The 26250-nt window shown below is 56.6% G+C and carries 26 protein-coding genes; 18 read left to right on the forward strand and 8 right to left on the reverse strand.

Features of this window, described 5'->3' with window-relative positions; all coding sequences use genetic code 11:
- Nucleotides 1-23: 23 nt before the first annotated feature.
- Together AC2LB6_RS05985 and mrcA are read right to left on the reverse strand one after the other, a co-directional pair.
- The gene (locus tag AC2LB6_RS05985; protein ID WP_490092862.1) at nt 24-434 is read right to left on the reverse strand and encodes a GNAT family N-acetyltransferase; all 411 of its coding nucleotides are present in this window, start codon (nt 432-434) and stop codon (nt 24-26) included.
- Between the two features lie 482 nt (nt 435-916).
- Nucleotides 917-3466: a peptidoglycan glycosyltransferase/peptidoglycan DD-transpeptidase MrcA gene (gene mrcA / locus AC2LB6_RS05990; RefSeq protein ID WP_490092829.1), complete on the reverse strand. Its 2550-nt coding sequence runs from the start codon at nt 3464-3466 to the stop codon at nt 917-919.
- A gap of 116 nt (nt 3467-3582) precedes the next feature.
- Here mrcA and pilM point away from each other — a divergent pair, with 116 nt between their 5' ends.
- The 5 genes from pilM to hofQ are packed head-to-tail and all read left to right on the forward strand — an operon-like array spanning nt 3583 to nt 6998.
- A complete protein-coding gene (gene pilM, locus AC2LB6_RS05995) occupies nt 3583-4389 on the forward strand; it encodes a type IV pilus biogenesis protein PilM (RefSeq protein ID WP_069026553.1) in 807 nt (268 codons plus the stop codon).
- Complete coding sequence (locus tag AC2LB6_RS06000) at nt 4389-4931, forward strand: PilN domain-containing protein (RefSeq protein ID WP_069025452.1); 543 nt, start codon at nt 4389-4391, stop codon at nt 4929-4931. The genes pilM and AC2LB6_RS06000 overlap by 1 nt, the downstream gene beginning before the upstream one ends.
- The gene (locus tag AC2LB6_RS06005) at nt 4924-5418 is read left to right on the forward strand and encodes a HofO family protein (RefSeq protein ID WP_490092830.1); all 495 of its coding nucleotides are present in this window, start codon (nt 4924-4926) and stop codon (nt 5416-5418) included. Before AC2LB6_RS06000 ends, AC2LB6_RS06005 begins: the two co-directional genes overlap by 8 nt.
- Nucleotides 5408-5788, forward strand: a complete 381-nt coding sequence (locus tag AC2LB6_RS06010; RefSeq protein ID WP_490092831.1) for a HofP DNA utilization family protein — start codon at nt 5408-5410, stop codon at nt 5786-5788. Before AC2LB6_RS06005 ends, AC2LB6_RS06010 begins: the two co-directional genes overlap by 11 nt.
- Entirely contained in the window at nt 5730-6998 is a 1269-nt protein-coding gene (hofQ, locus tag AC2LB6_RS06015) for a DNA uptake porin HofQ (protein ID WP_490092832.1), read from the forward strand. The genes AC2LB6_RS06010 and hofQ overlap by 59 nt, the downstream gene beginning before the upstream one ends.
- A gap of 91 nt (nt 6999-7089) precedes the next feature.
- Here hofQ and AC2LB6_RS06020 read toward each other — a convergent pair whose 3' ends face one another.
- Nucleotides 7090-7263 (reverse strand): hypothetical protein, encoded by a 174-nt coding sequence (locus AC2LB6_RS06020; RefSeq protein ID WP_223265993.1) that lies wholly within the window; start codon nt 7261-7263, stop codon nt 7090-7092.
- Nucleotides 7264-7360: 97 nt separating this feature from the next.
- On the opposite strand from AC2LB6_RS06020, the gene aroK reads away from it, so the two are divergent.
- The 7 genes from aroK to trpS all read left to right on the forward strand — a co-directional run bounded on the left by aroK (nt 7361) and on the right by trpS (nt 13467).
- Nucleotides 7361-7882, forward strand: coding sequence for a shikimate kinase AroK (gene aroK, locus AC2LB6_RS06025; RefSeq protein WP_003852989.1), 522 nt, complete (start codon nt 7361-7363; stop codon nt 7880-7882).
- 38 nt (nt 7883-7920) lie between these two features.
- On the forward strand, nt 7921-9009 hold the full coding sequence (aroB, locus tag AC2LB6_RS06030) for a 3-dehydroquinate synthase (RefSeq protein ID WP_010253124.1): 1089 nt from the start codon (nt 7921-7923) through the stop codon (nt 9007-9009).
- Nucleotides 9010-9081: 72 nt separating this feature from the next.
- Nucleotides 9082-10128 (forward strand): SPOR domain-containing protein, encoded by a 1047-nt coding sequence (locus tag AC2LB6_RS06035; RefSeq protein ID WP_490092833.1) that lies wholly within the window; start codon nt 9082-9084, stop codon nt 10126-10128.
- A gap of 93 nt (nt 10129-10221) precedes the next feature.
- Complete coding sequence (dam, locus tag AC2LB6_RS06040) at nt 10222-11037, forward strand: adenine-specific DNA-methyltransferase (RefSeq protein ID WP_490092834.1); 816 nt, start codon at nt 10222-10224, stop codon at nt 11035-11037.
- 67 nt (nt 11038-11104) lie between these two features.
- The gene (gene rpe / locus AC2LB6_RS06045) at nt 11105-11788 is read left to right on the forward strand and encodes a ribulose-phosphate 3-epimerase (RefSeq protein WP_490092835.1); all 684 of its coding nucleotides are present in this window, start codon (nt 11105-11107) and stop codon (nt 11786-11788) included.
- Nucleotides 11772-12449, forward strand: coding sequence for a phosphoglycolate phosphatase (locus AC2LB6_RS06050; protein WP_490092836.1), 678 nt, complete (start codon nt 11772-11774; stop codon nt 12447-12449). Before rpe ends, AC2LB6_RS06050 begins: the two co-directional genes overlap by 17 nt.
- A gap of 16 nt (nt 12450-12465) precedes the next feature.
- Nucleotides 12466-13467 carry a tryptophan--tRNA ligase gene (gene trpS, locus AC2LB6_RS06055; RefSeq protein WP_490092837.1) on the forward strand — a complete coding sequence of 334 codons (1002 nt, stop codon included), beginning with the start codon at nt 12466-12468 and terminating at the stop codon, nt 13465-13467.
- Nucleotides 13468-13524: 57 nt separating this feature from the next.
- Here the strand turns inward: trpS and cysG are convergent, their stop codons facing one another.
- Genes cysG through nirB form a run of 3 tightly spaced genes read right to left on the reverse strand, consistent with a single transcriptional unit; the run spans nt 13525 to nt 17798 of the window.
- Nucleotides 13525-14889, reverse strand: a complete 1365-nt coding sequence (cysG, locus tag AC2LB6_RS06060; RefSeq protein ID WP_490092838.1) for a siroheme synthase CysG — start codon at nt 14887-14889, stop codon at nt 13525-13527.
- A gap of 45 nt (nt 14890-14934) precedes the next feature.
- The gene (gene nirD, locus AC2LB6_RS06065; RefSeq protein ID WP_490092839.1) at nt 14935-15261 is read right to left on the reverse strand and encodes a nitrite reductase small subunit NirD; all 327 of its coding nucleotides are present in this window, start codon (nt 15259-15261) and stop codon (nt 14935-14937) included.
- Entirely contained in the window at nt 15258-17798 is a 2541-nt protein-coding gene (gene nirB, locus AC2LB6_RS06070; RefSeq protein ID WP_490092840.1) for a nitrite reductase large subunit NirB, read from the reverse strand. The genes nirD and nirB overlap by 4 nt, the downstream gene beginning before the upstream one ends.
- Before the next feature lie 221 nt (nt 17799-18019).
- Between nirB and AC2LB6_RS06075 the strand changes: the two genes are divergently transcribed.
- Nucleotides 18020-19297, forward strand: a complete 1278-nt coding sequence (locus AC2LB6_RS06075; protein ID WP_490092841.1) for a cytosine deaminase — start codon at nt 18020-18022, stop codon at nt 19295-19297.
- Between the two features lie 35 nt (nt 19298-19332).
- Here the strand turns inward: AC2LB6_RS06075 and tsgA are convergent, their stop codons facing one another.
- The gene (gene tsgA / locus AC2LB6_RS06080) at nt 19333-20511 is read right to left on the reverse strand and encodes an MFS transporter TsgA (RefSeq protein WP_090966737.1); all 1179 of its coding nucleotides are present in this window, start codon (nt 20509-20511) and stop codon (nt 19333-19335) included.
- Nucleotides 20512-20772: 261 nt separating this feature from the next.
- Here tsgA and ppiA point away from each other — a divergent pair, with 261 nt between their 5' ends.
- From ppiA to argD, 5 genes are all read left to right on the forward strand, one after another.
- Complete coding sequence (ppiA, locus tag AC2LB6_RS06085; RefSeq protein WP_003852970.1) at nt 20773-21345, forward strand: peptidylprolyl isomerase A; 573 nt, start codon at nt 20773-20775, stop codon at nt 21343-21345.
- Between the two features lie 99 nt (nt 21346-21444).
- A complete protein-coding gene (locus tag AC2LB6_RS06090) occupies nt 21445-21615 on the forward strand; it encodes a YhfG family protein (RefSeq protein WP_090966735.1) in 171 nt (56 codons plus the stop codon).
- Nucleotides 21605-22198 carry a putative adenosine monophosphate-protein transferase Fic gene (locus tag AC2LB6_RS06095; RefSeq protein WP_490092842.1) on the forward strand — a complete coding sequence of 198 codons (594 nt, stop codon included), beginning with the start codon at nt 21605-21607 and terminating at the stop codon, nt 22196-22198. The genes AC2LB6_RS06090 and AC2LB6_RS06095 overlap by 11 nt, the downstream gene beginning before the upstream one ends.
- A 41-nt stretch (nt 22199-22239) precedes the next feature.
- Complete coding sequence (locus AC2LB6_RS06100; protein WP_490092843.1) at nt 22240-22815, forward strand: aminodeoxychorismate/anthranilate synthase component II; 576 nt, start codon at nt 22240-22242, stop codon at nt 22813-22815.
- A gap of 81 nt (nt 22816-22896) precedes the next feature.
- Nucleotides 22897-24117 (forward strand): bifunctional acetylornithine/succinyldiaminopimelate transaminase, encoded by a 1221-nt coding sequence (gene argD, locus AC2LB6_RS06105; RefSeq protein ID WP_490092844.1) that lies wholly within the window; start codon nt 22897-22899, stop codon nt 24115-24117.
- A gap of 1 nt (nt 24118) precedes the next feature.
- Here argD and AC2LB6_RS06110 read toward each other — a convergent pair whose 3' ends face one another.
- Nucleotides 24119-26194: a YccS/YhfK family putative transporter gene (locus tag AC2LB6_RS06110; protein WP_490092845.1), complete on the reverse strand. Its 2076-nt coding sequence runs from the start codon at nt 26192-26194 to the stop codon at nt 24119-24121.
- Nucleotides 26195-26250 lie beyond the last annotated feature (56 nt).

The following is a 26250-nucleotide window of genomic DNA, read 5'->3' on the forward strand; positions in this document are numbered from 1 at the left end:
GCGCCTCGCTGAAAGCATTCAGGTTATAATCTTTTTGCCAGATAATAACGTGCGTAGCGCTGAGCATATCCATCCTGTTCGCCATAGACGCGATAACCCAGTTTTTCGTAAAAACCCCGCGCCTGGAAACTTAACGTGTCAACGACGGACATATGGCAGCCTCGGTTGCGCGCTTCTTCTTCCGCTTCCTGCATCAGTTGACGTCCGGTACCATGTAGCCGCCAGGCATCCTCTATCCATAAATAATGAATATCCAGCGTACCACACCAGGTATGGGCTAACAGGCCACCCTGGATATTTTTCTGGTCGTCATACAGGATAACATTCAGTGTTTTCATATTGATGTCAGCAAAGCGTCCATTATGCTGCCAGAGTCGCTGAATAATATATTCTTCAGTGTTGGGGGCTTGCGTATGGCCCACTTTAATTTCCATATATAAGTATCCATAGGTGAGTAAATCAAAATAGAGGTTGTCGGGCTTTCTATTCTTATCATGATGATAAGTGATGCGCAAGAGTTAATATCCCTCCTGTTATTGAGTGAAATTGATATTAAGCTGACTATCGTTGTTCAGCTGACATGCCAATAATTATATTTGCTGACACCAGGGAAGACTAAACTAATCATAGCGATATAATAACTATATTCTTTTTTCGGTTCTCTTTTTGAATCTATTCATACACATTGCTTTATATTATCAGACTGAATTCATGCCGATCGCTCAGGGTGATCGGCATTTTTCTCAGCAACAGATGATAATCTCTCCGGCTTTTACCTTTCTTTTTTCTCGTTCCGGTTGACTGAGCCGCTCAGTCACGAAAAGCATCGCCTGTGTCATCAGGATAATCGGGCCGATAAAAAAGGCTGATCACTTCAGGTGACCAGCCTCAAATATTTTATATTGCAGATATCACATCAGAACAGCTCGTGACTTTCGCCGTTATCCATAATGGTGGTGCCCACATCATGAACCGAATATTCGGTTGGCTGGGTGCCATTGATGAAATACTCCTGACGGGTGTTACCCCCGCCATTTGCCAGCTTGCCGGTACTGCGATCGATCGTGACCGTGACCACGCCATCCGGCGGTGTTAACGGCTGCACCGGGACACCGTCCAGCGCGCTCTTCATGTACTCATCCCATGCCGGTTGCGCACTCTTCGCGCCACCTTCATAGCCCGAAATCTGATCGGGAATCGCACCGGATAGCGTGCTGCGGCCCAGATTGCGGCGCGCATCATCAAAGCCGATCCAGACTGAGGTCACCACGCCAGGGCCGTAACCTGAGAACCAGGCATCTTTCGAGCTGTTGGTGGTACCGGTTTTGCCGCCGATATCATTACGCTTGAGGTCACGCCCGGCACGCCAGCCGGTTCCCATCCAGCCCGGTTCGCCAAAGATATTACTGTTCAGCGCGCTCCTGATGAGGAAGCTGAGAGGCGTGTTGATCACGTGGGGCGCATATTGCTGATCACCCTGTTGTGCCTGTGCCGGAACCTGCTCCAGTTCAGGCTGAGGAACCGCCTGATTCTGGTTGTTATTTGAGGCCGCAACGTTCTCGACGCTCTCTTCATTCAGGGCCAGCGCTTTTTTAGTCTCGCCGTAGATCACCGGCAGATTGCACTGCGGGCAGGCGATCTTCGGTTTCTCTTCAAATATGAGGCCGCCCTGTTCGTTCTCAATCCGGGTGATGAAGTAAGGATCGACCAGGAAGCCGCCATTCGCCATCACGGAGTAGCCGCGCACCACCTGTAACGGGGTAAACGAGGCCGCACCTAATGCCAGCGATTCAGTATGAACAATGTTCTGCGCCGGGAAACCAAAGCGCTGCAGATACTCCGCGGCGTAATCCACGCCCATTGCACGCATCGCACGCACCATCACCACGTTTTTCGACTGGCCTAAACCCTGACGCAGGCGAATCGGACCATCGTAAGTTGGCGGGGAGTTCTTGGGACGCCAGTCAGCACCCGCACCCGCATCCCAGCGTGAAATCGGCACATCGTTAAGGATTGAGGCGAGCGTCAGCCCGCGATCCATTGCGGCGGTATAGAGGAAAGGCTTGATATTAGAGCCGACCTGGCGCAGCGCCTGGGTCGCACGGTTAAACATGCTCTGGTTAAAGGCAAAGCCGCCTACCAGCGCGCGCACCGCACCATCATTCGGATCCAGCGAGACCAGCGCCGAGTTCACATCAGGCACCTGGCCCAGCCACCACTCATCACCCACTTTGCGTACCCAGATCTGCTGGCCTGCCTGCAATACCTGCGTCACGCTTTTCGGCGTCGGGCCCTGCACGGTGTCAGACTTATAAGGACGCGCCCAGCGCACACCGGCTAATGCCAGCGACACATTGCTGCCATCTTTCAGCATCACGGTCGCTTCATCGCTGCGCGCTTCCGTTACGACAGCCGGATTGAGCGGACCGTAGACCGGCAGCGTCTTCAGCGCTTTTTCAATCTTCGTCTGATCCCAGGCCGGTTCACCCACTTTCCACAGCACGCTGGTCGGGCCGCGATAGCCATGACGCATATCGTAGGCCATGACGTTGTTGCGAACGGAGGTCTGCGCGGCTTCCTGCAGACGACGGGTTACGGTGGTGTAGACCTTGTAACCGTCGGTGTAGGCATTCTCACCGTAGCGCTTCACCATCTCCTGACGCACCATCTCGCTGAGATAGGGGGCAGAGAAAGCGATTTCCGGGCCGTGATACTTCGCGACCAGCGGCGTATTACGCGCCTCATCATACTGCTGCTGCGTGATGTAATGCTGATCCAGCATACGCGCCAGCACCACGTTGCGACGCGACAGGGCACGACTCGGTGAGTAAAGCGGGTTAAAGGTGGAAGGGGCTTTCGGCAGACCGGCAATCATCGCCATCTCACTCAGCGATAACTGGTCAACCGGCTTACCAAAATAGACCTGTGAGGCTGCGCCGACGCCATAAGCACGGTAGCCGAGGTAGATCTTATTCAGGTAGAGCTCAAGGATTTCATCTTTGTTCAGCAACTGCTCAATGCGGATCGCCAGGAACGCTTCCTTTATTTTACGCATCAGCGTGCGTTCCGGGCTCAGGAAGAAGTTACGGGCCAGCTGCTGAGTGATAGTACTGGCACCCTGCGAGGCGTGACCGGAGACCAGCGCAACGCTGGCCGCACGGAAAATACCCACCGGATCAACACCATGGTGCTCATAAAAACGGCTATCTTCGGTCGCAATAAACGCTTTCACCATCACAGGTGGCACTTGCTGCAGAGTCAAAGGAATACGGCGCATTTCGCCATACTGGGCGATCAGATCGCCATCGGCGCTGTAAACCTGCATAGGGGTTTGCAGACGCACATCTTTCAGCGTGTTTACGTCGGGCAGCTGTGGCTCTATGTATTTGTATAAACCATAAATCGAGCCAGCTCCCAACAGGATGCAACACACTGCAAGGATCAATAAATACTTTACGAACTTCACCTGGAATTTCCCATCTGTTGTCGTTTGAGCAGTTTATAAACAACCGCGCGGTAGTATAAAGGCAAGCCAGACGCTTTGATATGTCCATTTTCCCGGACGATAAGGAGATCGCGCGTATGGCTTTTCATACCTGGCAAATTGGGCTGGATATTCAGAATAGGCAGATTTGCGCCCTGGCCCTCCAGCCGCGTCGTGATGGCTGGCAGCTACGCCACTGGTGGCAGCAGCGGCTGCCGCAAGATACGTTAAGAAACGGCGTGCTGCAATCTTCGCCTGAATTACTGGCGGCCTTAACGACCTGGCGTCAGCGGTTGCCACGCCGTTATTCGCTGCGGGTCGGACTGCCAGCCCAGCTGGTGCTGCAGCGCCAGCTTCCCCTTCCCGCGCAGTCGCTGAATGAGCCCGCGCTGGGGCACTACGTCCAGGCGGCCGCACGCCGTCTCTTTCCGCTGGAGCCCACTGCGCTGGCGCTGGATTACCGGCCGGATGCGCAGAGCGGCCAGCTCTGCGTCACGGCAGCGCGGCTGGAAATTATCGACCAGTGGGCGGCACCCCTGTTGCAGGCGGGTTTAAAGCCGCAGGTGTTCGAACTGACCACCGAGGCGCTGAAGCGGTTAGCCCGCCAGGCGGCGCTGCAGGACGATGCGGTGCTGGTTCTGCAGCAGGATAACCGCTGGCTCTGGAGCGATGCGCGCACCGCTGCTGACACAGGCGAAGCCGCCACGCTGGAGGCACTGCAACAGCAGGCCTTTCCCGGGACTCGCTCTGTCGCCTGGTGTACCGCAGAGCAGACGCCGTTGCCCGCAGACGTTAGCGCGTTTTCCCCTTTTGATCTGTTTCGTTATAAGCAGCCGCCTTTGCCGGAGAATCCGGGCGCTTTTGCGCTGGCGGCCGGGCTGGCGCTGCGCGACGGAGATGAGTGATGGTCGCGGTTAATCTGCTGCCCTGGCGGCAGCGCCGTCGGCAACAGCAGCGGCGACAGAGCCTGATCATGCTGTCACTGGCGATGGGCACCCTGTTACTGGTGGTGATGCAGCAAACCTGGCGGATCCATCAGATGCGTCAGCAGGTGGCGCAGGCGAGCAGGGCGCAGCAGCAGGCGCTGGAAAGCCAGGGACAGCAGTTAGCGCAGCAGAAGCAGTTACTGGAGCAGCTCGCGGTCGTGCAAAAACAGCAGGCGAAGCATCGCCAGCAGGCTGCACAACTGGCCGCCTGGCAGCAGTTCTGGCTCGATTTACCCGCGTTACTGCCCGACACCGCCTGGCTGACCCGGCTGGAGAAGCGCGACAACCGTCTGACACTGGAGGGGCGGGCGCAGGATATCGCGGCAGTCCGACAGTTCCGCCAGCAGTTAACCACCGTGGCCCTGTTTGGTCAGGTGACGCAGGGCGGGGTTAAGCGTCAGGCTGATGGCCATTATCAGTTTTCACTGCGAGCAGAGATGCAGGAGGTGAACAGTGAGTGAATGGTGGGATCGCTGGTGGCAGATGGCCGCTATTGCGCGCTATGGCTCGCTCACCGCGCTCTTATCCGGTCTGCTGCTGCTCTCCTGGATCCTGTTGTTACGGCCACAGCAGCAGGCGCTAATTGCTGAACAGCAGACGCTGTTGCAGTTGACCCGCACTTTGCAGCTGCGCCAGCACCAGTGGCGTCAGAACCCTGATAATGCGCAGTTGCAGGCGCAGCTGCAGTCGATACAGATCGCGAGATCAGCATCTGCATCGGGCCGTGCAGTGGAAGAGATCCTGGCGGCACGCCGTAACCAGCTGGAAGAGTGGCAGCCGGACGCCCCCTCACGCATGCTGACGCTGCATCTGCAGTGGCCGGCGTTCCAGTCGCTTTTTGCCGAGCTTGCCCAGGTCTCCGCACCGTTTCCGGTGCATTTCCAGCTGCTGGCACAGCCGCAGTACCTGGAGGCTCAACTCTGGCTGGAACCTGACGATGCGCCATAGTCTGCTGATTTTACTGTTGTGCTGTGGCGGCTTACTGGCGCGCGATCCGTTCCGGCCTGTTGCCGGTTCCGTCTGTGAGGCATCAGTGGAACCGCTCACCGACTGGCGTCTGCAGGGGATCATTGGCCGGGAGGCGCATTTCCATGCCTGGCTGCTGACCCCGCAGGGAGAGAGCGTTACGGCCCGCACCGGCAAGCCATTTCCATTCGCACCCTGGCAACTGACGGATATGACTCGCCGCAGCCTCACCTTAGCGGTGCCGAATAGCTGCAACGCACAACTGGCCGTATTTTATTTAAAAGGACGTTCGCATGATAAGGATAACCACTCTGCTGCTACTAAGCTGCCTGCTGCCGGTTTACGCCGCTGATGAGGAGCCTCTCAGTCTGACTTTCGATAACGCACCGGTAGAGCGTATTTTGCAGGCGCTGGCGGACTATCAGCAGATCAATCTGATGATTGCGCCAGAGGTTGAAGGTTCGTTATCGCTGCGGCTGGATAATCTGCCCTGGCATCAGGCGCTCGACCTGGTGGCGCGCATGGCAAAGCTGACGCTGGTTGAACAGGATAATGTCCTGCTGGTCTATCCGGAAAGCTGGCAGCAGGCTCAGCAGCAGGCACGTGAGGCTGAGCAGCAGCTGCAGTTGCAGCAGGTTCCTTTGCAACAGCGCGCTGTGATATTGCGCTATGCCAGCGCCAGCGAGGTGTATGCCAGCCTGCTGAGTGAGCGTCAGTCGCTGATGACGCCGCGCGGTAGCGTGACGGTCGACAAACGCACCAACGCATTGTTACTGCGCGATACTGCGGCGGCTTTGAAAGAGACGGAGCGCTGGATACGGGCGCTGGATCTGCCACTGGAACAGATTGAACTGTCAGCCCACATCGTCACTATCAGCGAGGAGCATCTGCAGGAGCTGGGGGTGAAGTGGGGATTGCAGGCGGGGGACGCCGCCGTAACTGATATTCTGCATCATCCCCGGCTGGATGTTCCGCTGGCGGTGAGTTCACCCGGCATCAGCGTGGGTATGGCGCTGGCGCGTATCGGGGGGCAGCTTCTGGATCTGGAGTTAAGTGCGCTGGAACAGGAGAACCAGATTGAAATCATCGCCAGTCCGCGTCTCTTTACCTCACATCAGCAGACCGCTTCGATTAAGCAGGGCACAGAAATTCCTTATGAGGTGTCGGCAGGAAACAGCGGTGCCACCAGTATTGAGTTTAAAGAAGCGGTGCTGGGTATGGAGGTGACACCGACGATTTCCGGCAATGGCCGCATCCAGCTGAAGATCCATATCAGTCAGAATATGCCGGGTCGCAGCATCAGAACCGGCGATAACGACATATTATCGATTGATAAACAGGAAATTGAGACTCAGGTCACGGTCAGTGACGGGCAAACACTGGCGTTAGGCGGTATCTTTCAGCAGCAGCGCACCCGCGGACAGAATCAGGTGCCGCTGCTGGGAAATGTGCCGCTGATTGGCGGGTTGTTTCGCCAGCAATCTGATCAGCGCAAAAAAAGAGAGCTGGTGATCTTCATTACGCCGCGATTGGTCAGGGAAGCAGCGCTTACGGCTGGATAAAACGGAAAATGCGTCCCTTAAGGCCATCTGCGTTGACGCAGGAGAGGAATTAGCTTACAAGGTTTAGCGATTTTCAATACGGTGTAACCGTCTATGCTGGGTAAATCCCGGCAAACAGATCAGAAAACTCCTCTGTACGCAGCGTTGTAAAGACGCAGCGCTGGCGCGTTACAGTTTCGCGAACACAGGCCAATTCAGAAATGGATGTGCTGAAGGCAATATAATCGGTTGCCAAACAGCCTTGAGTGTTGAGATAATTTTTCATCTGACTCTTGCTAACGCTCATGAGGTCTCAGTTCCTGTCCCGCCAGCAAATGCTGAACGCGGGGTATCATTAACGAATTCTTAGTAATACCGACAAAATGGCAGAGAAACGCAATATCTTTCTGGTTGGGCCGATGGGTGCCGGCAAAAGCACTATTGGCCGTCAGTTGGCTCAGCAACTCAACATGGAGTTCTTCGATTCCGATCAGGAAATTGAGCGACGCACCGGAGCGGATGTGGGCTGGGTTTTTGATGTCGAAGGCGAAGCTGGCTTTCGCGATCGCGAAGAAAAAATCATTAACGAACTGACCGAGAAGCAAGGCATCGTCCTGGCGACAGGCGGTGGTTCCGTCAAATCCCGGGAAACGCGTAATCGTCTCTCCGCCCGCGGTGTTGTGGTTTATCTTGAAACCACCATCGAGAAGCAACTGGCGCGCACCCAACGTGACAAAAAACGTCCGTTGCTGCAGGTGGATTCACCGCCGCGTGAAGTGCTCGAAGCGCTGGCTGGCGAACGTAACCCGCTCTACGAAGAGATCGCCGATGTAACCATTCGCACAGATGATCAGAGTGCGAAAGTGGTGGCGAATCAGATTATCCACATGTTGGAAAAAAGTTGATCCAACGTTCGAAGGCTCCTTAACAGGTATCGGGCATCATGGAGAAGATCACCGTCTCACTGGGGGAACGCAGTTACCCCATCACTATCGCTGCCGGACTGTTTAACGATCCGGCTTCTTTTTGGCCGCTAACCGCGGGCGAAAACGCCATGGTGGTGACAAACCAGACGCTGGCTCCGCTTTATCTTGACCAGCTGACGGCGCTGCTGACGGCGGCAGGTGTAAAAGTGGATCAGGTGATCTTACCCGACGGCGAGCAATATAAGACGCTGGCCGTGATGGATCAGGTTTTTACCGCGCTCCTGCAAAAGCCGCACGGTCGTGATACGACGCTTATCGCCTTAGGCGGCGGCGTTATTGGCGATCTTACCGGTTTTGCTGCGGCCAGTTATCAGCGTGGCGTACGCTTTATTCAGGTACCAACCACCTTACTGTCGCAGGTCGACTCTTCGGTTGGCGGCAAAACGGCCGTTAACCATCCGCTGGGCAAAAACATGATCGGCGCGTTTTATCAACCCGCGTCGGTGGTGATTGATACTGCCTGTCTGCAGACGCTGCCCGCGCGCGAACTGGCGTCGGGTCTGGCGGAAGTGATTAAGTACGGCATCATCCTCGACGGTGCGTTTTTCCAGTGGCTGGAGCAGAATCTTGATGCCCTGCTGGCGCTGGATGAACAGGCGCTGGCGTACTGCATTCGTCGCTGCTGTGAACTGAAAGCCGAAGTCGTGGCCGCCGATGAGCGTGAAAACGGTCAGCGGGCGTTGCTGAATCTGGGCCATACTTTTGGTCATGCGATTGAAGCACATATGGGCTATGGCAACTGGCTGCACGGTGAAGCGATTGCAGCGGGCATGGTGATGGCGGCACGCACGGCTGAACGCCTGGGGCAGTTCCAGGCGCAGGAGACGGACCGCATTATTGCCCTGTTCCTGCGTGCCGGTTTGCCGGTGCATGGGCCGGAGGCGATGAGTGCGGAGATGTATCTGCCGCACATGATGCGCGATAAGAAAGTTCTGGCGGGCGAATTGCGGCTGGTACTCCCGCTGTCGATTGGCCGCTCTGAAGTGCGTGGTGGCGTGGCACATGATATGGTGCTGGCTGCAATTAATGATTGTCAGCAATCCTGAGATTAAGCAGTTGAGTGGTGACGCGGCGCGCAGGGTGCGCAGTGCGGAATGCCGCTTTACGGAGGAGGCAAAATGGATGAGTTTAAACCGGAAGATGAGTTAAAACCTGACGCCAGCGATCGCCGTCCCTCGCGCCCTCGTAAGTCGTCTCCCGCAGCCAAAATACCGGTTTCGCGCCAGCGCATCATGATGGGTGTCGGGATCCTGGTTCTGCTGTTACTGGTACTGGGTATTGGTTCAGCGCTGAATGGCCCGGATGAGAAAAAACCAGCTACTGCGGGCAATACGCCTGCCGCTGGCGGTGGTTCCGGCAGCGAGAAGAACATCGACCTGGCCGGCTCCTCTTCCATGTCAGGTGGACAGACGACGCCGACAGGCGGGCAGACCACGCCAGCTACCAGCGAAAATAACGCGGCGACCAGCGGTAATGCTGCATCTGACCCGCAGCGCGACGTCTCAATGCCGCCTGTGGCTTCAACACCTACGCAGGCAGCCCCTGTTGAGACGCCAGCGAATCAGCAGCGTGTCACGCTGCCGGGCGATCTGAACAGCGCGCTGAGTAATCAGCAGCAGCAGGTCGACAGTGCCGCGATGGGCACGCAGGGTGGCAGTTCACTGCCAACGGCGCCTGCCACGGTCAGCGGCAATGCCGGAACGGCTGCGAATCCGGTTACGGCCCCTGCAGGCCGTCAGACGCCGAACAAATCCAGTGCTTCTGCCCGTCCGGCGCATGATTCATCGCATAAAACGGCTTCCAAGCCTGCAACCCGTGACAGCAAAACGCATACTACGCCAGCGCATACGCCAGCCAGTTCTGCTCCGGCCACGTCAGGCAGCAGTTCAGCCAGCAAATCCGTGCCAGGTGGCAGCTATACGCTGCAACTGAGCGGTGCATCGAAGGCGGAAAGCCTTAATGCCTGGGCTAAACAACAGAATCTGAGTGGGTATCACGTTTACAAAACCACCCGTAACGGTGAGCCGTGGTACGTACTGGTAAGTGGCTCCTATGCCACGCCGGCGGATGCCAAACGCGCTGTCGCGTCGCTGCCTGCGGAAGTACGTGCGAAGAATCCATGGGTTAAGCCAGTTAGCCAGGTGAAGAAAGAAGCCAGCCAATAGCGGATGTGGGGCCAGTCTCTGGCCCCGTTTTAAGCGCAGATCTGCTGTCGGTACAGCCACAGCCTCACAATAAGATGTAATAACCACGACAGCATGAAAAAAAATCGCGCTTTCCTGAAATGGGCAGGGGGAAAATTTCCCTTAGTAGAAGAGATCCATCGTCATCTGCCGCAAGGCGACTGTCTGGTCGAGCCCTTTGTTGGCGCAGGTTCGGTGTTTCTGAACACTGAGTTTGATCGCTACCATCTAGCTGATATCAACAGTGACCTGATTAATCTCTACAACATTGTCAAAACGCGCACGGCGGATTTCATCCGTGACGCGCAACTGCTGTTCACGCCGGAAGGTAACAACGAACTCTGTTATTACCAGCGTCGCACCGAATTTAACACCAGCGCCGACGCCTACCAGCGCGCACTGCTGTTCCTCTATCTGAACCGTCACTGTTACAACGGCCTCTGCCGCTATAACCTGCGTGGTGAGTTCAACGTGCCGTTTGGCCGCTATCGCAAACCCTACTTTCCGGAAGCAGAACTGTTGTGGTTTGCCGAGCGCGCGCAAAAAGCGACGTTTGTCTGTGAATCGTACGATGTTACCCTGACCAATGCCGCTAAAGGATCAGTGGTCTATTGCGATCCGCCTTATGCGCCGCTGTCGGCAACGGCCAACTTTACGGCTTATCACACCAACAGCTTTAGCATGCGTGAGCAGGAGCATCTGGCGGCGCTGGCGGCACAGCTTGCCTCGTCGGAGGACCGGATTCCGGTACTGATTTCTAACCACGACACTGCACTGACGCGTTTGTGGTATCAGGATGCAGTGTTACATGTGGTCAAAGCCCGGCGTTCTATCAGCCGGAGCATAGCCGGTCGCACCAAGGTCGACGAACTGCTGGCACTTTATTGCTAGTCTGTTTCGTCCGCGACCAACGCATTACGCCAGCCGCAGGGCTGGCGCACAACAGTGGGAGAATCGGATGAAACAATATTTGCTGGCCCCTTCAATCCTTTCGGCGGACTTTGCTCGCCTGGGCGAAGACACAGCCAAAGCGCTGGCGGCCGGAGGTGACGTGGTTCACTTCGACGTGATGGACAACCACTACGTCCCTAATCTGACCATGGGTCCGATGGTGCTGAAAGCACTGCGCGACTATGGCATCACCGCCCCCATCGATGTGCATCTGATGGTGAAGCCGGTCGATGCACTGATCCCGGATTTCGCCAAAGCCGGTGCCACCTACATCACCTTTCATCCCGAAGCCAGCTTACACGTTGACCGCACCCTGCAACTGATTAAAGAGCACGGCTGCAAAGCGGGCCTGGTGTTTAACCCGGCGACCCCGCTGAGCTATCTCGATTACGTTATGGATAAGCTGGATATCATTCTGCTGATGTCAGTGAACCCTGGTTTTGGCGGTCAGTCATTTATTCCGGGCACCCTGGATAAGCTACGTGAAGCACGCAGACGTATCGATCAGAGCGGTTACAACATTCGTCTTGAAGTCGATGGCGGCGTGAAGATTGATAACATTGGCCAGATTGCCGCCGCAGGTGCCGACATGTTTGTCGCCGGTTCTGCCATCTTCGGTCACCCTGACTATAAAAAAGTGATCGACGATATGCGCAATGAACTGGAGAAAGCCAATGGCTCGTTTCACTGATATTCGTGCGCTGGCGTTTGATCTTGATGGCACGCTGGTTGATAGCGCGCCAGGTCTGGCTGAGGCGATTGATCGCACGCTGAAGGATCTCCGTCTGCCGCAGGCGGGCCTGGAGCGTGTCTCAACCTGGATTGGCAACGGGGCGGATATCATGATGGCCCGTGCGCTGACCTTCGCGCTGGGCCGCGAGCCGCAGCCGGAAGAGCAGCGTGATGCGCGGGCGCTGTTTGACCGGCATTACGCCGATACCGTGGATGCGGGCAGTACGCTGTTCCCACAGGTTAAGCAGACGCTGGACGCATTAAAGGCTTCCGGGCTGCCGATGGCGATTGTGACCAACAAGCCGACGCCGTTTGTGGCACCGCTGCTGGAGTCGCTTGGCATTGCCGATGCGTTTTCGCTGATTATCGGTGGCGACGATGTGCCGGTTAAAAAACCGCACCCTGCGGCGATCTTTATGGTGCTGGGCACCTTCGGCGTATTGCCGAAAGAGTTGCTGTTTGTTGGCGACTCACGCAATGATATTCAGGCGGCGCAGGCAGCTGGCGTTCCCAACGTCGGTATGACCTTTGGCTATAACTATGGCGAGCCGATTGCGACCAGCCAGCCCGATTTAACCCTCGACTCTTTCGACGAACTTTTGCCCACACTGGGGCTGTAAATATCAGGACTTAAGTATGAAACCCATCGTTTTCAGCGGCGCACAGCCGTCCGGCGAACTGACCATTGGCAACTATATGGGAGCGCTGCGTCAGTGGGTGCAGATGCAGGATGATTTCCACTGCATTTACTGCATCGTTGATCTCCACGCGATCACCGTGCGTCAGGATCCTACTGCACTGCGTAAAGCGACGCTGGACACGCTGGCGCTCTATCTGGCCTGTGGTATCGACCCGCAAAAAAGCACCATCTTTGTTCAGTCGCATGTGCCAGAGCATACGCAGCTGAGCTGGATCCTGAACTGCTACGCCTATTTCGGCGAACTGAGCCGCATGACGCAGTTCAAGGATAAATCAGCGCGTTACGAAGAAAATATTAACGCCGGTCTGTTCGACTACCCGGTGCTGATGGCGGCGGACATTCTGCTTTATCAGACCAATCAGGTGCCGGTGGGTGAAGATCAGAAGCAGCATCTGGAGCTGAGCCGCGATATCGCGCATCGCTTCAATGCGATCTATGGCGATATCTTCCGGGTTCCAGAACCGTTCATTCCTAAGTCTGGCGCACGCGTGATGTCGCTGTTGGAACCGACCAAAAAGATGTCCAAGTCTGACGATAACCGCAACAACGTTATCGGCCTGCTGGAAGATCCAAAAGCGGTCGTGAAGAAAATTAAACGCGCCGTTACCGATTCTGAAGAGCCGCCAGTGGTGCGTTACGACATCAAAGAGAAAGCGGGCGTCTCTAACCTGCTGGATATTCTGTCGGGCGTGACCGGTAAAACCATCGCCGAGCTGGAGCAGGAGTTCGAAGGTAAAATGTATGGCCACCTGAAAGGCGCAGTAGCCGATGCCGTGTCGGGCATGCTCTCTGAGCTGCAGGAGCGTTATCACAGCTTCCGCAACGATGAAGCACTGCTGGAGCAGGTAATGCGTGATGGCGCGGCGAAAGCACGCGCACAGGCGCAGGAGACGCTGAAGAAGGTTTATCAGGCGGTAGGCTTTGTCGCGATGCCGTAATGGCTGAACAGACAAAAAGGACGGCGGGCTTTGTGCCCGCCGTTTTTATTTGCCGATTCAGAACCAGCGCAGGCTGTCGCGCAGGCTCACCACGCTGCCGATAATCATCAGGCTGGGGCTAATCACCTCTCCGGCTAACGCTTCCAGCTCGCTCAGTATCCCGGTGACCACACGCTGACGCGTACTGGTGCCGTTTTCCACCAGCGCCACTGGCATATCGCTGCGCATCCCGTGCTTCATTAACTGCTGCTGAATCTCTCCGGCCTGCGCCAGCCCCATATAAAACACCAGCGTCTGCTGTTCCGCCGCCAGCGTCTGCCAGGCGAGCGTCCCTGTTTTCTGCAGATGTCCGGTAACCAGCCTGACGCTCTGCGCATGATCGCGGTGGGTCAGGGGAATACCGCTGTAGGCCGCACAGCCCGAGGCGGCCGTGATCCCCGGCACCACGCTGAACGGAATCTGCAACTGCGCCAGCGCCTCCAGCTCTTCACCGCCGCGACCAAAGATAAAGGGATCGCCGCCTTTCAGCCGCACCACGCGTTTTCCGCGCTGTGCCTGTTCGCAGAGCAGCTGGTTGATCTCATCCTGCGGTACGCAGTGATGTCCGGCGCGTTTCCCGACAAAGATGCGTTCAGCATCGCGACGCACCAGATTCAGGATCTCATCGGAGACCAGCCGGTCATAGACGATCATATCCGCCTGCTGGATCAGCTGCAGGCCTTTGAGGGTGAGTAATCCGGCATCGCCCGGACCGGCACCGACCAGCGCCACTTCACCCTGTTGAGTAAAATCTGCATTAAAAAGCGTATCGGTAATCTGCTCCGCGCGTCCACTGTCACCGTTAGCCAGCGTCTGAGCCAGCCGCTCGCTGCTAAAGAAGCGCTCCCAGAAGTGGCGGCGGGCATTGATGGAGCCGAACTGCTTTTTCACCCGATCGCGCAGGGTTCCCGCCAGCTGCGCCAGCTGACCCAGATGCTGCGGCAGCATCGCCTCCAGCTTCTCCCGCAACAGACGCGCCAGCACCGGCGCACGTCCGCCAGAAGAGACGGCAACCATCAGCGGTGAGCGGTCGATGATCGATGGCATAATGGCGCTGGCCTGCTGCGGTGCATCCACCAGATTACAGAAGATCTGCTGTTTTTCGGCTGCATCTGCCACCTGCTGATTGACCGCGTCATCATTGGTCGCGGCGACGACCAGCCAGCAGCCGGTCAGCCACTCGGAATCGAAAGGCCCGGGCAGCAGCGTGATGGCTTTCTGCAGCGCCCATTCCCGGAAGGCGGGGGAGAAATCAGGGGCACCAACCCGCAACTCGGCGCCGGCCTCCAGCAGCAGGCGCGCTTTCCGCTCCGCCACGTCACCTGCGCCGACCAGCAGGCAGCGTCGGCCCTGCAGACGGCAAAACAAGGGGAAGTAGTCCATCAGAGGTCCTTAAAAAAGCCCGCAGAGGCGGGCTGTTGAGGGGAGTTACAGGCAGACTTCAACCTGTCCGGCATTGACCCGCACCGGCCAGGACGCCACGGAATGCGTTTCATCCTCCATGCAGTAGCCATCGCTGAGGCGAAAATGCTGCTTTTTCAGCGGGCTGGCCACCCAGAGCGTATCCTGATATTCAGCGATAATGCCGCGTGACAGTACGCTGGCATCGGCAAACGGATCGATATTGCTGATCGCATAGAGCTGCTCATCGCCGCGTGGACGGAAGATAGCCACCTGCTGGCCTTTGACCAGCGCGCAGACGCCCGTGGCGGGCAGGATCTGCGTCAGCGGGCACACCGGATTCCACTGGCTCATGATTCGGTCTCCTCAATCAGTGTCACGGTAATGCGTTCTTCGGGGCGTGCCGGGCGATGCTGATCGCGCTCTGCCACCCGCTGCACAGCAGGATCGCGCTGCGGCGAGTTGATAAAGTGGGCGAAGCGCGTCATATGCTCTTTATCTTCCAGCGTGGCCTGCCATTCACAACTGACGCTGTCGCGCAGCGCGGCCAGGTGCTGTTCCATCTGGCTGTTGATGCCGAGTTTGTCATCCAGGATCACTTTGCGCAGATAGTCGATGCCACCTTCCAGGCTCTCCAGCCATAGCGAAGTGCGCTGCAGGCGATCTGCGGTGCGGATATAGAACATCATAAAGCGGTCAAGATAGGTAACCAGCGTCTGTTGATCGAGATCCGCCGCCAGCAGATCGCCATGACGCGGTTTCATGCCGCCGTTGCCGCAGACGTAGAGGTTCCAGCCTTTTTCGGTGGCGATAATACCGACATCTTTACCCTGAGCCTCCGCACATTCGCGGGTGCAGCCGGAGACGCCAAACTTCATCTTGTGCGGCGTGCGGATGCCTTTGTAGCGGTTTTCCAGCATCACGCCGAAGCCGAGGCTGTCGCCAACGCCATAACGGCACCAGGCGCTGCCGACGCAGGTTTTCGCCATACGCAGCGCCTTGGCGTAAGCCTGGCCGGTTTCAAATCCGGCAGCGATCAGCTGTGACCAGATAGCGGGCAGATCGTCCTTCTGCGCGCCAAACAAGCCGATGCGCTGAGAGCCGGTGATTTTGGTATAGAGCTGGTAGCGTTCGGCGATGTCGCCAATCACTTTCAGTCCCTGTGGCGTGATTTCACCGCCGGGCGAGCGCGGGATCACTGAATAGGTGCCATCTTTCTGAATATTGCCCAGATAGAGGTCGTTGCTGTCCTGCAAGGGTGCGTGCTGCGGCTTGAGCACATACTCATTCCAGCAGGAGGCGAGCAGGGAACCCACCGTAGGCTTGCACACTTCACAGCCGTAGCCCTGACCATAGCGGGCCAGCAGCTCGTCAAAAGTTTTGATCTCCTCCACCTGAATCAGGTGATACAGCTCCTGACGTGACCAGGCAAAGTGCGCGCAGAGATGGTTATTGACCTCAATGCCCTGACGGCTGAGTTCGTTGTTGAGCACCTGGGTAATCAGGGGAATACAGCCGCCGCAGCCGGTACCTGCACGGGTAGTGCTTTTCAGCGCTGCCACGGTGTGACAGCCACCCTGTACCGCCTTGACGATGTCGCCTTTGCTGACGTCGAAGCAGGAGCAGATTTGCGCGCTATCAGGCAGGGAATCGACGCCGATGGCCGGTTTATCTCCGCTGCCCGCCGGCAGAATCAGTGCTTCTGGGTTAGCGGGCAGCGGAATGGCATTCAGCACCAGTTGCAGCAGGTTGCCATAGTCGCTGGTGTCGCCCACCAGCACCGCACCCAGCAGGGTTTTCTGATCTTCGCTGATAATCAGGCGTTTGTAGACCGATTTGCTTTCATCCAGCCAGACCACACTGCGTGCGCCTGCCGTGGTGCCGCGCGCATCGCCAATGCCACCGACATCGACCCCCAGCAACTTGAGTTTGGCGCTCATGTCCGCGCCGGTAAACGCATTGTCGCGGCCCAGCAGCTGGTCGCTGGCGACCTGCGCCATTTTGTAACCCGGTGCCACCAGGCCATAGACGCGATTCTGCCAGGCGGCGCACTCACCGATGGCGTAAATGGCGGGATCGCTGGTACGGCACTGGTCATCAATGGCGATGCCGCCGCGTGGACCCAGCGTTAATCCACACTGTTTTGCCAGTTTGTCCTGCGGGCGAATGCCGGTGGAGAAGACGATGAAATCGACCTCCAGCGCGCTACCGTCGGCGAACTGCAGCGTTTTGCCGCCGTGCTCATGATGCACAATCTGCTGGGTATTTTTACCGGTGTGAACCCGTACGCCCATCTGTTCAATCTTGCGACGCAGCTGTTCCCCGCCTTGCTGATCGAGCTGTTCTGCCATCAGCACCGGCGCAAATTCAATGACGTGGGTTTCAATACCCAGATTTTTCAGCGCGCCCGCCGCTTCCAGTCCCAGCAGGCCGCCGCCAATCACCGCTCCGCGTTTGCTGCGACGTGAGCAGGCTTCAATGGCGTTGAGATCTTCGATGGTGCGGTAGACAAAGCAGTCGCTGCCTTCGGCACCTTTAATCGGCGGGATCCACGGATAAGAGCCGGTGGCAAAAATCAGCGTGTCGTAGTGAACCGCGCGACCGGTGCTGGAGTGAATGAGCTTCTCATCACGGTTAATGGTGATGGCGCGCTCGCCCAGCAGCAGATTGACCTGATGTTTGTCGTAATAGCCTTCTCGAACCAGCGACAATTCTTCAGCGGTGTGATGGGAAAAGTAAGCGGACAGGTGGACACGATCATAGGCGACGCGCGGTTCTTCACAAAAGACGGTCAGCGAAAAAAGGTTGGGTTCCGCTTTCTCAAGTAACTCTTCTATGAAGCGGTGGCCGACCATGCCGTTACCGATAACGACAACATTGTGCTTGCTCATTTTTGCCTCAAATTTACGATATATTCGGCTACAATAGCGCGCCTTTTCTGGCGCTTATTGATATACATCAACCTCGGCCCCATATACCCATTAAGAGTTATATGATTGATTTTAATAAATTTTCCTCGCCGGGGCTAACCTGCTGAATATCCTGCATTGCCGCGGGTGGTATGAATCGTGCTAGTTTTAACCACACAGGTTAATCGGATAAGGAACCAGCCATGCTGTCACCCAAGTGGATCAATAACGTGCGTTTGCCCTGGCGGGAAGGGTTGTGGCAAATCGAAATAGCCGAGGGGAACATTGCCCGAATTTCAGCTCAGCCGCAGCAGCCTTCACCGGCGGATCAATCGCTGGACGGCGAGGGCGGCTTAGCCTGCGCGCCCTTTATTGAGCCACATATTCATCTGGATACCACCCAGACGGCGGGCGAACCGGCATGGAACCAGTCCGGGACCCTGTTTGAAGGGATTGAGCGCTGGGCCGAACGCAAGGCGCTGCTCAGCCACGAAGATGTTAAACAGCGGGCGTTGCAGACGCTGAAGTGGCAGATCGCCAACGGCATTCAGTTTGTCCGCACCCATGTTGACGTGTCTGATCCGTCACTGACGGCGCTGAAAGCGATGCTGGAGCTGAAAGCGGAGATGGCGCCGTGGATCACTATTCAGATTGTTGCTTTTCCCCAGGAGGGCATTCTCTCTTATCCCAACGGTGAAGCGTTGCTGGAAGAGGCATTGCGGCTGGGCGCGGATGTGGTCGGCGCGATTCCGCACTACGAATTCACCCGCGAATATGGCGTCGAGTCGCTGCATAAAACCTTTGCGCTGGCTAACCGCTATGACCGGCTGATCGATGTTCACTGCGATGAGATCGATGATGAACAGTCGCGCTTTGTGGAAACCGTGGCGGCACTGGCGCATCGCGACGGCAACGGGGCACGCGTGACGGCCAGTCATACCACCGCGATGCACTCTTATAATGGTGCGTACGCCTCACGGCTGTTCCGGCTGCTTAAACTGTCGGGCATTAACTTTGTCGCCAATCCGCTGGTCAACATCCACCTGCAGGGCCGCTTTGACACTTATCCTAAGCGGCGCGGCATTACGCGGGTGAAAGAGATGCTCGAGGCGGAGATTAACGTCTGCTTCGGCCACGACGATGTGTTTGATCCCTGGTATCCGCTGGGCACCGCCAACATGCTGCAGGTGCTGCATATGGGTTTACATGTCTGTCAGTTGATGGGCTATGAGCAGATCGATGCAGGTCTGGATCTGATTACGCATAACAGCGCGAACACGATGCAGCTGTCAGGCTATGGCATTCAGAGCGGCAACGAGGCCAGTCTGATTATTCTGCCGGCGGAAAACGGTTTTGATGCGGTGAGAAGGCAGGTTCCGGTGCGCTATTCAGTGCGTCGTGGAGTGGTAGTGGCAGAGACGAAGCCCGCAGAAAGCGAGATTTACTGGCGGGAACGGGAGCGCATCGATTTCCGGCGGTAAACAGCAGGGCGGCGATCACTCGCCGCCCTGAAGGATTAATGCGTGACGTGACCGTGAGTACGATGACGGCTGACAAAGCCGAGCAGGGCACACATCACAAACACCACGGCGTAGAGCGCGTTAGCCGTCGCCAGTGCGGTATGCACACCACTTTTCTCAACGATAGGCGCCGTGACCACAAAGGTCAGCATGGTGCCAACGGTGCCGCAGGTCAGGATGAAGTTCACCAGTTTTGGTGAAGCCACCTTGGTCTGCAGTGAACCCAGGGTGATGATGGTGGTGTAGATAGCACTTGAGCTGAAGCCAAGAATCATGATGATCCATTTCAGCATGCTGGCATCGCTGCTGCTGACGAACCAGTACATCAGCACGGTCGCCAGACCCGCCAGCACCATCAGAATGCGTTGCAGATCGAAGAAGCGCAGCAGGAAGCTGAAGGCCCACATGCCGACCATATAAGCCGTCCAGAAGCTGCCTACCAGTTGTCCGGCGTCATTGATGTTCATGCCCATGACTTTGGTGGCATATTCCGGTACCCAGGAGATAAAGCCGAGCTGGCCCAGAATGTAGCAGAGTGCCGCGACAGCCAGCAGCAGCACGCCCACACCCCATTTTTCTTTCTCAACGGTCGGGCTGTTTTCAGGCTTACGCAGCACCGGGAACTCAACAAACAGCGTCATGATGAAGATGGCGACGTAGATAACGCCGATACAGACGTAAACCCAGTACCACGGCAATTGACGCGCCAGCAGGATCCCTGCCAGCACCGGAAACAGCGTGCCCGCCATGCTGAAGAAGGAGTCGGTAAACAGCAGGCGTGAACCACGCTGACGGCCTTCATACATGTGGGTGATCAGGAAGGTGCCGATCGACATGGTAATGCCGCTGACCACGCCCAGAACAAACATGCAGAGCGAAAAGACGGTCAGATCGCGGCTGGTCATTAGCCCGATTATCGCCAGCACCATCAGGACGAAGCCGAAAATCAGCTGACGTTTCAGTGGCACAATCACCATTAGCCAGGCGTTCAGGAAAACTGCAGCCAGGATGCCGCTGTTGAGGAAAGTGAAGGTATTACTCATGCTGGAGATGGGGATCTGGAAATCTTTTGCGATGTCGCCCATTACCATGCCGGTAACGATCACCAGCGCGCCAGTCAGCGCATAGGAGAAGAAGCTTATCCAGGTGAGGCCAATACGATTACGGTTTGTCATGTTCTGAACCTGTTGAGAACCGGGTGGCAAAAAGTGTCAGAAAGTGTAAACGGAACTGTGATCTTAATAAACAAGCAGTGAAACTACAGATCCATATTTCATGTGATGTGTGATTTTAATCACGCAATTGCGGAGGTTTAACGTTTGCTCACCCCATTTGCCGCAACAGCGTAAATATAGGTAAAACGCTGGCTCCTGGAATAGAGTCTCTCTACAATCAATCACGTTTTTGTGCCCGCTCTCCCAGGTAAGGAATCTTTCATGTTTAAACGTACTTTAACAGCGGCCATCACCCTGTTAGCGCTCTCTTCCGTTTCCGCCCAGGCGCTGGCTGCAAAAGGTGACACCCACGTTCTGCTCACCACCTCCGCCGGCAATATCGAACTCGAACTGAATAACCAAAAAGCGCCGGTTTCAGTGAAAAACTTCGTTGATTACGTCAACAACGGTTTTTATAACAACACCATTTTTCACCGCGTGATCCCGGGCTTTATGGTGCAGGGTGGTGGCTTCACCACTGACATGCAGCAGAAGCAGACCAACGCGCCGATCAAAAACGAAGCGGACAATGGCCTGCGTAACCTGCGTGGCACCATCTCTATGGCGCGTACCGCCGATAAAGACAGTGCGACCAGCCAGTTTTTCCTCAACGTCGCGGATAATGCCTTCCTCGACCACGGACAGCGCGATTTTGGCTATGCCGTATTTGGTAAGATTGTGAAAGGTCAGGATGTGGTTGAAAAAATTTCTCAGGTACCGACCAAAGATGTGGGTCCTTACCAGAATGTTCCGTCCAAACCGGTAGTTATCCTCTCCGCTAAAGTCCTGCCTTAACGCTTTTCGTCGCCATCTGCGGATGGCGACCGCCTGCCGGCTCCGGCAAAGCCAGAAATTGCTCTTATACTTAGGGCAAAAACCTGAGCAGGAGGCGGCATGGCGAACAAACTCACCGAAAAACAGAAGGTCACCCTGTGGCAACAGCGGCGTAGCGCCAGCTATCAGGCCAGCTGTCGGCTGGAAGGCTTCTCATCGAATGAAACCAGCGTCAATAGCGATGATGCAGCCGCACGTCTGGCGTCACTGAGGAGGCAATATGGACTCTAATACCGCCGTCAGCCAGGATCCCTACCTGTGGCAGCACGACAACGTGCTGAAAAACCTGCCCGATATTCATGACGCCGCGCAGCTGCGTAAGGCGGAGCTCAGCTTCAGTGCCGCGCGCGCCGCCACGCTGGAGCTGGGTCCCCGTAATCCTGGCTTGCCTTACCTGCGCCAGATCCATCGCACGCTGTTCCAGGATCTCTACAGCTGGGCCGGTGAACTGCGAACCATCGATATCTGGCGTGATGAGACGCCGTTCTGTCATTTCGAATATATCGAAAAAGAAGGCAACGCCCTGATGGCCGCGCTGGAAGAGGAGAAGGGGCTGGCTGACCTGCCACGTGATGCGTTTATTCAGCGCCTTGCTCACTACTACTGCGAAATCAATATGCTGCATCCTTTCCGCCATGGAAATGGTCGTGCGCAGCGGATTTTCTTTGAACAACTGGCGCTGCATGCCGGTTATCTGCTGAACTGGGAAGAGACGGATGCTGAAAGCTGGAAAGCCGCTAATCAGGCCGGAGTAGCCGGAGACCTGGCCCCGCTGGAGCAGGTCTTTGCGAAAGTGGTGAGTGAGGCGGCCTGACCGCGTAGAATAGCGGCGCGGTTTATCATTCTGGATACGTCATGCTGCTGCTTATCGACAATTACGACTCCTTTACCTGGAATCTTTATCAATATTTCTGCGAGCTGGGCGCGCAGGTTCAGGTGGTGCGCAATGATGCCATCACTGTGGAGCAGATGGCGGCGCTGCCGCTGACCCATCTGGTGATCTCCCCTGGCCCCTGCACGCCGTCGGAGTCAGGCATCTCGCTGGCGGCGATCCGGCACTTCGCGGGGCAGCTGCCCGTGCTGGGTGTCTGTCTTGGCCATCAGGCGATTGCGCAGGCGTATGGCGCGCAGGTGGTGCGTGCGCGTCAGGTGATGCACGGCAAAACTTCCGCGATTCAGCACACCGGCCAGGGCGTGTTCCGCAATCTCAATAATCCCCTTACTGTGACACGCTATCACTCACTGATTGTGCAGCGAGATTCTTTGCCCGACGCGTTCGAGGTGACTGCCTGGACGGTGCGTGACGGCGAGCCTGACGAAATTATGGGATTCCGCCATAAAACCCTGGCGCTGGAAGGTGTACAGTTCCATCCCGAAAGCATTCTCAGCGAGCAGGGACATCTGCTGCTGCGCAATTTCCTTGAGCAATAAGTTGCCTTTGATTGATTTTTTATGCATATTTTATGATTATTATTTCAAAGCAACTCGACAATCATCCAGATGGGGTTACTAATGGCAGCGGAAAAAATTGCGGTCACGCGGGAGACGTTCGATAACGTTATTTTGCCTGTTTATGCACCTGCGCAGTTCGTGCCGGTAAAAGGCAAGGGCAGTCGCGTATGGGATCAACAGGGCAAAGAGTATATCGATTTCTCGGGTGGTATCGCTGTCACCGCACTTGGACACTGCCATCCTGCGCTGGTGGAGACGCTGAAAAGCCAGGGCGAGACGCTGTGGCACACCAGCAACGTCTTCACCAACGAACCGGCGCTGCGTCTCGCCAGTAAGTTAATCCAGGCCACCTTTGCTGATCGCGTCTTCTTCGCCAACTCCGGTGCCGAAGCCAACGAAGCCGCGTTTAAGCTGGCGCGCTACTACGCCTGCAAACGTCACAGCCCATTCAAAAGTAAGATCATCGCCTTCCATAACGCTTTTCATGGCCGGACGCTGTTTACCGTCACGGTCGGCGGACAACCAAAATATTCTGACGGATTCGGCCCGAAACCGGCGGATATCGTCCACGTGCCGTTCAATGACCTGGACGCAGTGAAAGCGGTGATTGACGATCATACCTGCGCCATCGTGGTTGAACCGATTCAGGGTGAGGGCGGCGTGGTGCCCGCGACGCAGGAGTTTATGCAGGGACTGCGTGAGCTTTGCGATCAGCATCAGGCGCTGCTGGTGCTGGATGAAGTGCAGAGCGGCATGGGACGCAGCGGCAAGCTGTTCGCCTATGAGCATTATGGCATTCAACCCGATATTCTGACCTCAGCCAAAGCGCTGGGCGGCGGTTTCCCGGTCAGCGCCATGCTGACCACCAACGAGATCGCCTCGATCATGGCGCCGGGCGTGCACGGCACGACCTATGGCGGCAATCCGCTGGCCTGCGCCATCGCCGAAACGGCACTGGATATTATCAATACGCCGGACGTGCTGGCGGGTGTCGGGATGCGTCGTCAGCATTTTGTTACGGCGCTGAAGGCCATTGATGCGAAGTATGATCTGTTCAGCGACATTCGCGGCAAGGGGCTACTGATTGGTGCAGCGCTGAAACCTCAGCATGCCGGCAGGTCGCGCGACATTCTGAATGCCGCCGCCGCTGAAGGCGTGATGGTGCTGGTAGCCGGAACCGACGTGATGCGTTTTGCCCCGTCACTGATTATCGAACCGGCCGACATTGAAGAGGGCATGAGCCGCTTCGCCACCGCCGTCGGCAAAGTGCTTAACGGCTAGCTTAGTTTTTACGTAAGCGTCTGATTAGCCAGCGGCCATGTTGTGGTCGCTGGTTCCACGCCAGCGATGAAATGGTGTACATCACGCTCAGATGATCGAGAATGCGTCGTACATGTTGCTCCACCACCGTGATCGGTCCCTCGCTGATATTCTCCAGGTCATCCAGCAAATTCACCTGTGAGCTTTCACCATCATATTCCAGCCGCTGCTGACATCGCTGCAGCGCGATTTCACAGGATTGCAGATAGCGTTCAGCCAATGCGGTCGTCAGCATGGTGTGCTCACGCGCCAGAATCGTTATCGCATTGATATGCTCGACAATAAACTGGCTGTGCGTGACCCAGAGCCGCATATCACTCAGGTAGCGGGAGTTGAACGCGGGTTCCTGCATCGCCTGATTTAGTGAGTTAAACAGCGCATTATGCGCCTGATTAACCTTCACGCGCTGATAAGCCAGTTTCTCCGATGACTGTTCGTCGCCCAGTAACAGCCGCAGCGCATCCTGATAGGTTTCCAGCGCGTCATGGGCATTCTGCCGCAATAAGCCGCTCTGCCACTGCGGCCACAGCCACAGCATCCCGCCAAAGGCAATCAGACAGCCCATCAGCGTATCCATCAGTCGCGGCAGCAGGAACTGCGCGCCGTTCAGCGACAGCAATTGCAGCGAGTAAACCGCCGTGACCGTAAATCCAATCATCGACCAGCCATAGAACTGGCGGGTAAAGCGATAGCTGATAAAGGTTATCGCCAGCATGATCAGCAGCACTACCGACTCCGGCACCGCCATGCGCAGCGTCGCGGCCGCGATGACCAGACCAGCAAAGGTGCCCAGCGCCCTATGCTGGATGCGGACACGGGTGGCGCTGTAGCCGTTCTGGCTGACGAACATAATGGTCATCAGGATCCAGTAGGGTTTGGGGATGTTGAAGAATAGCGCCAGCGCGCTGCCCAGCATCAGCATTACCGCAAAGCGACCGGCAGTGCGCAGTGCCGACGAGCGAAACGAGAGATAACTGCGCAGCGCCGGTAACAGCGGCAGACGACGCTGGCGATCCGCCATCAGATCGCGTTGATACAGCGGTTTCTGGGTGCGCAGGACACGCGCAATGCGGTTGAAGTGGTAAAGGCAGAAGTTACCCACCGGATTGTCGGGATGCTGATGGGCGATCTTCTCCAGCGCACCGAGCTGTTTATCCATCGCAAAGCGATCGGGGAGCTGGTGATAAAGGATGTTATCCGCCAGCACCCGCAGCCGGGCAGAGATGGTTTTGGCGTTCCAGCGGATCACCGCTTCGGCATGGCTCTGTTCGACCAGCTTCTGCACCTCTTCCGGCCGATGCAGGCTGACGGAGATATGCTCCTGCAGATCCAACGCCACCTGAAAGGCGCGCGTCAGCCTCTTATGGCTGTGATCGCGGCTTGCCGACAACATGTGCATCTGCTGATAGCAGGTGTTGATCAGATCGACCACTTTCTGCTGACGAGCCAGCAGCGGCGGCAGCGCCTTTTCCGGATCGGTGAGCTGCGTGAGCAGGGTATATTTGGCGTCGCAGTAGTTAGCCAGCTCACGATAGATCAGGCTGAGGCTCTCGCGCATCGGCTGCTCTTTCCACAGCCAGAACCAGAACCAGTTGAACAGCCCATACCAGAGCGTACCGCCGATATAGAGCAGCGGGGTGACATAGATGGGCATGCGGCCAATCAGGCTGAGGGTGAAGATGGCGGCGATAAGGGTGCCGGGCAGCAGGCGGCCATGCAGCGGGCTGATTTCACCGGTGACGCCCAGCAGCAGAGGCATAGCGAAGAGGATCAGCGGCAGTGGAATCGCATGCAGGGTAAGCCACTGAATCAGAAAGCTGCCGAGGGCAAACAGGCTGCCGCCAACAATCAGGCGTTTGAAGAAGCGTTTGTGTGGGGTATCCAGACCGGCGATGTTGCAGCAGGCGGGCACTAACGAGAACAGCAGACCTTTTTGCAGGTCGCCAGCTAGCCAGCCCAGCGCTACCGGCAGACAGAGCACCAGCGTTTGCCGCAAAGCGTAGTTAACTTCAGGATGGTAAATGATTCGACGCCACATCGGCCCAACACAAACAATAACGGCGTGATGTTGCCATCACGCCGTGGGTGACAGGA

The organism is Pantoea sp. RCC30.1 (genome assembly GCF_058148845.1).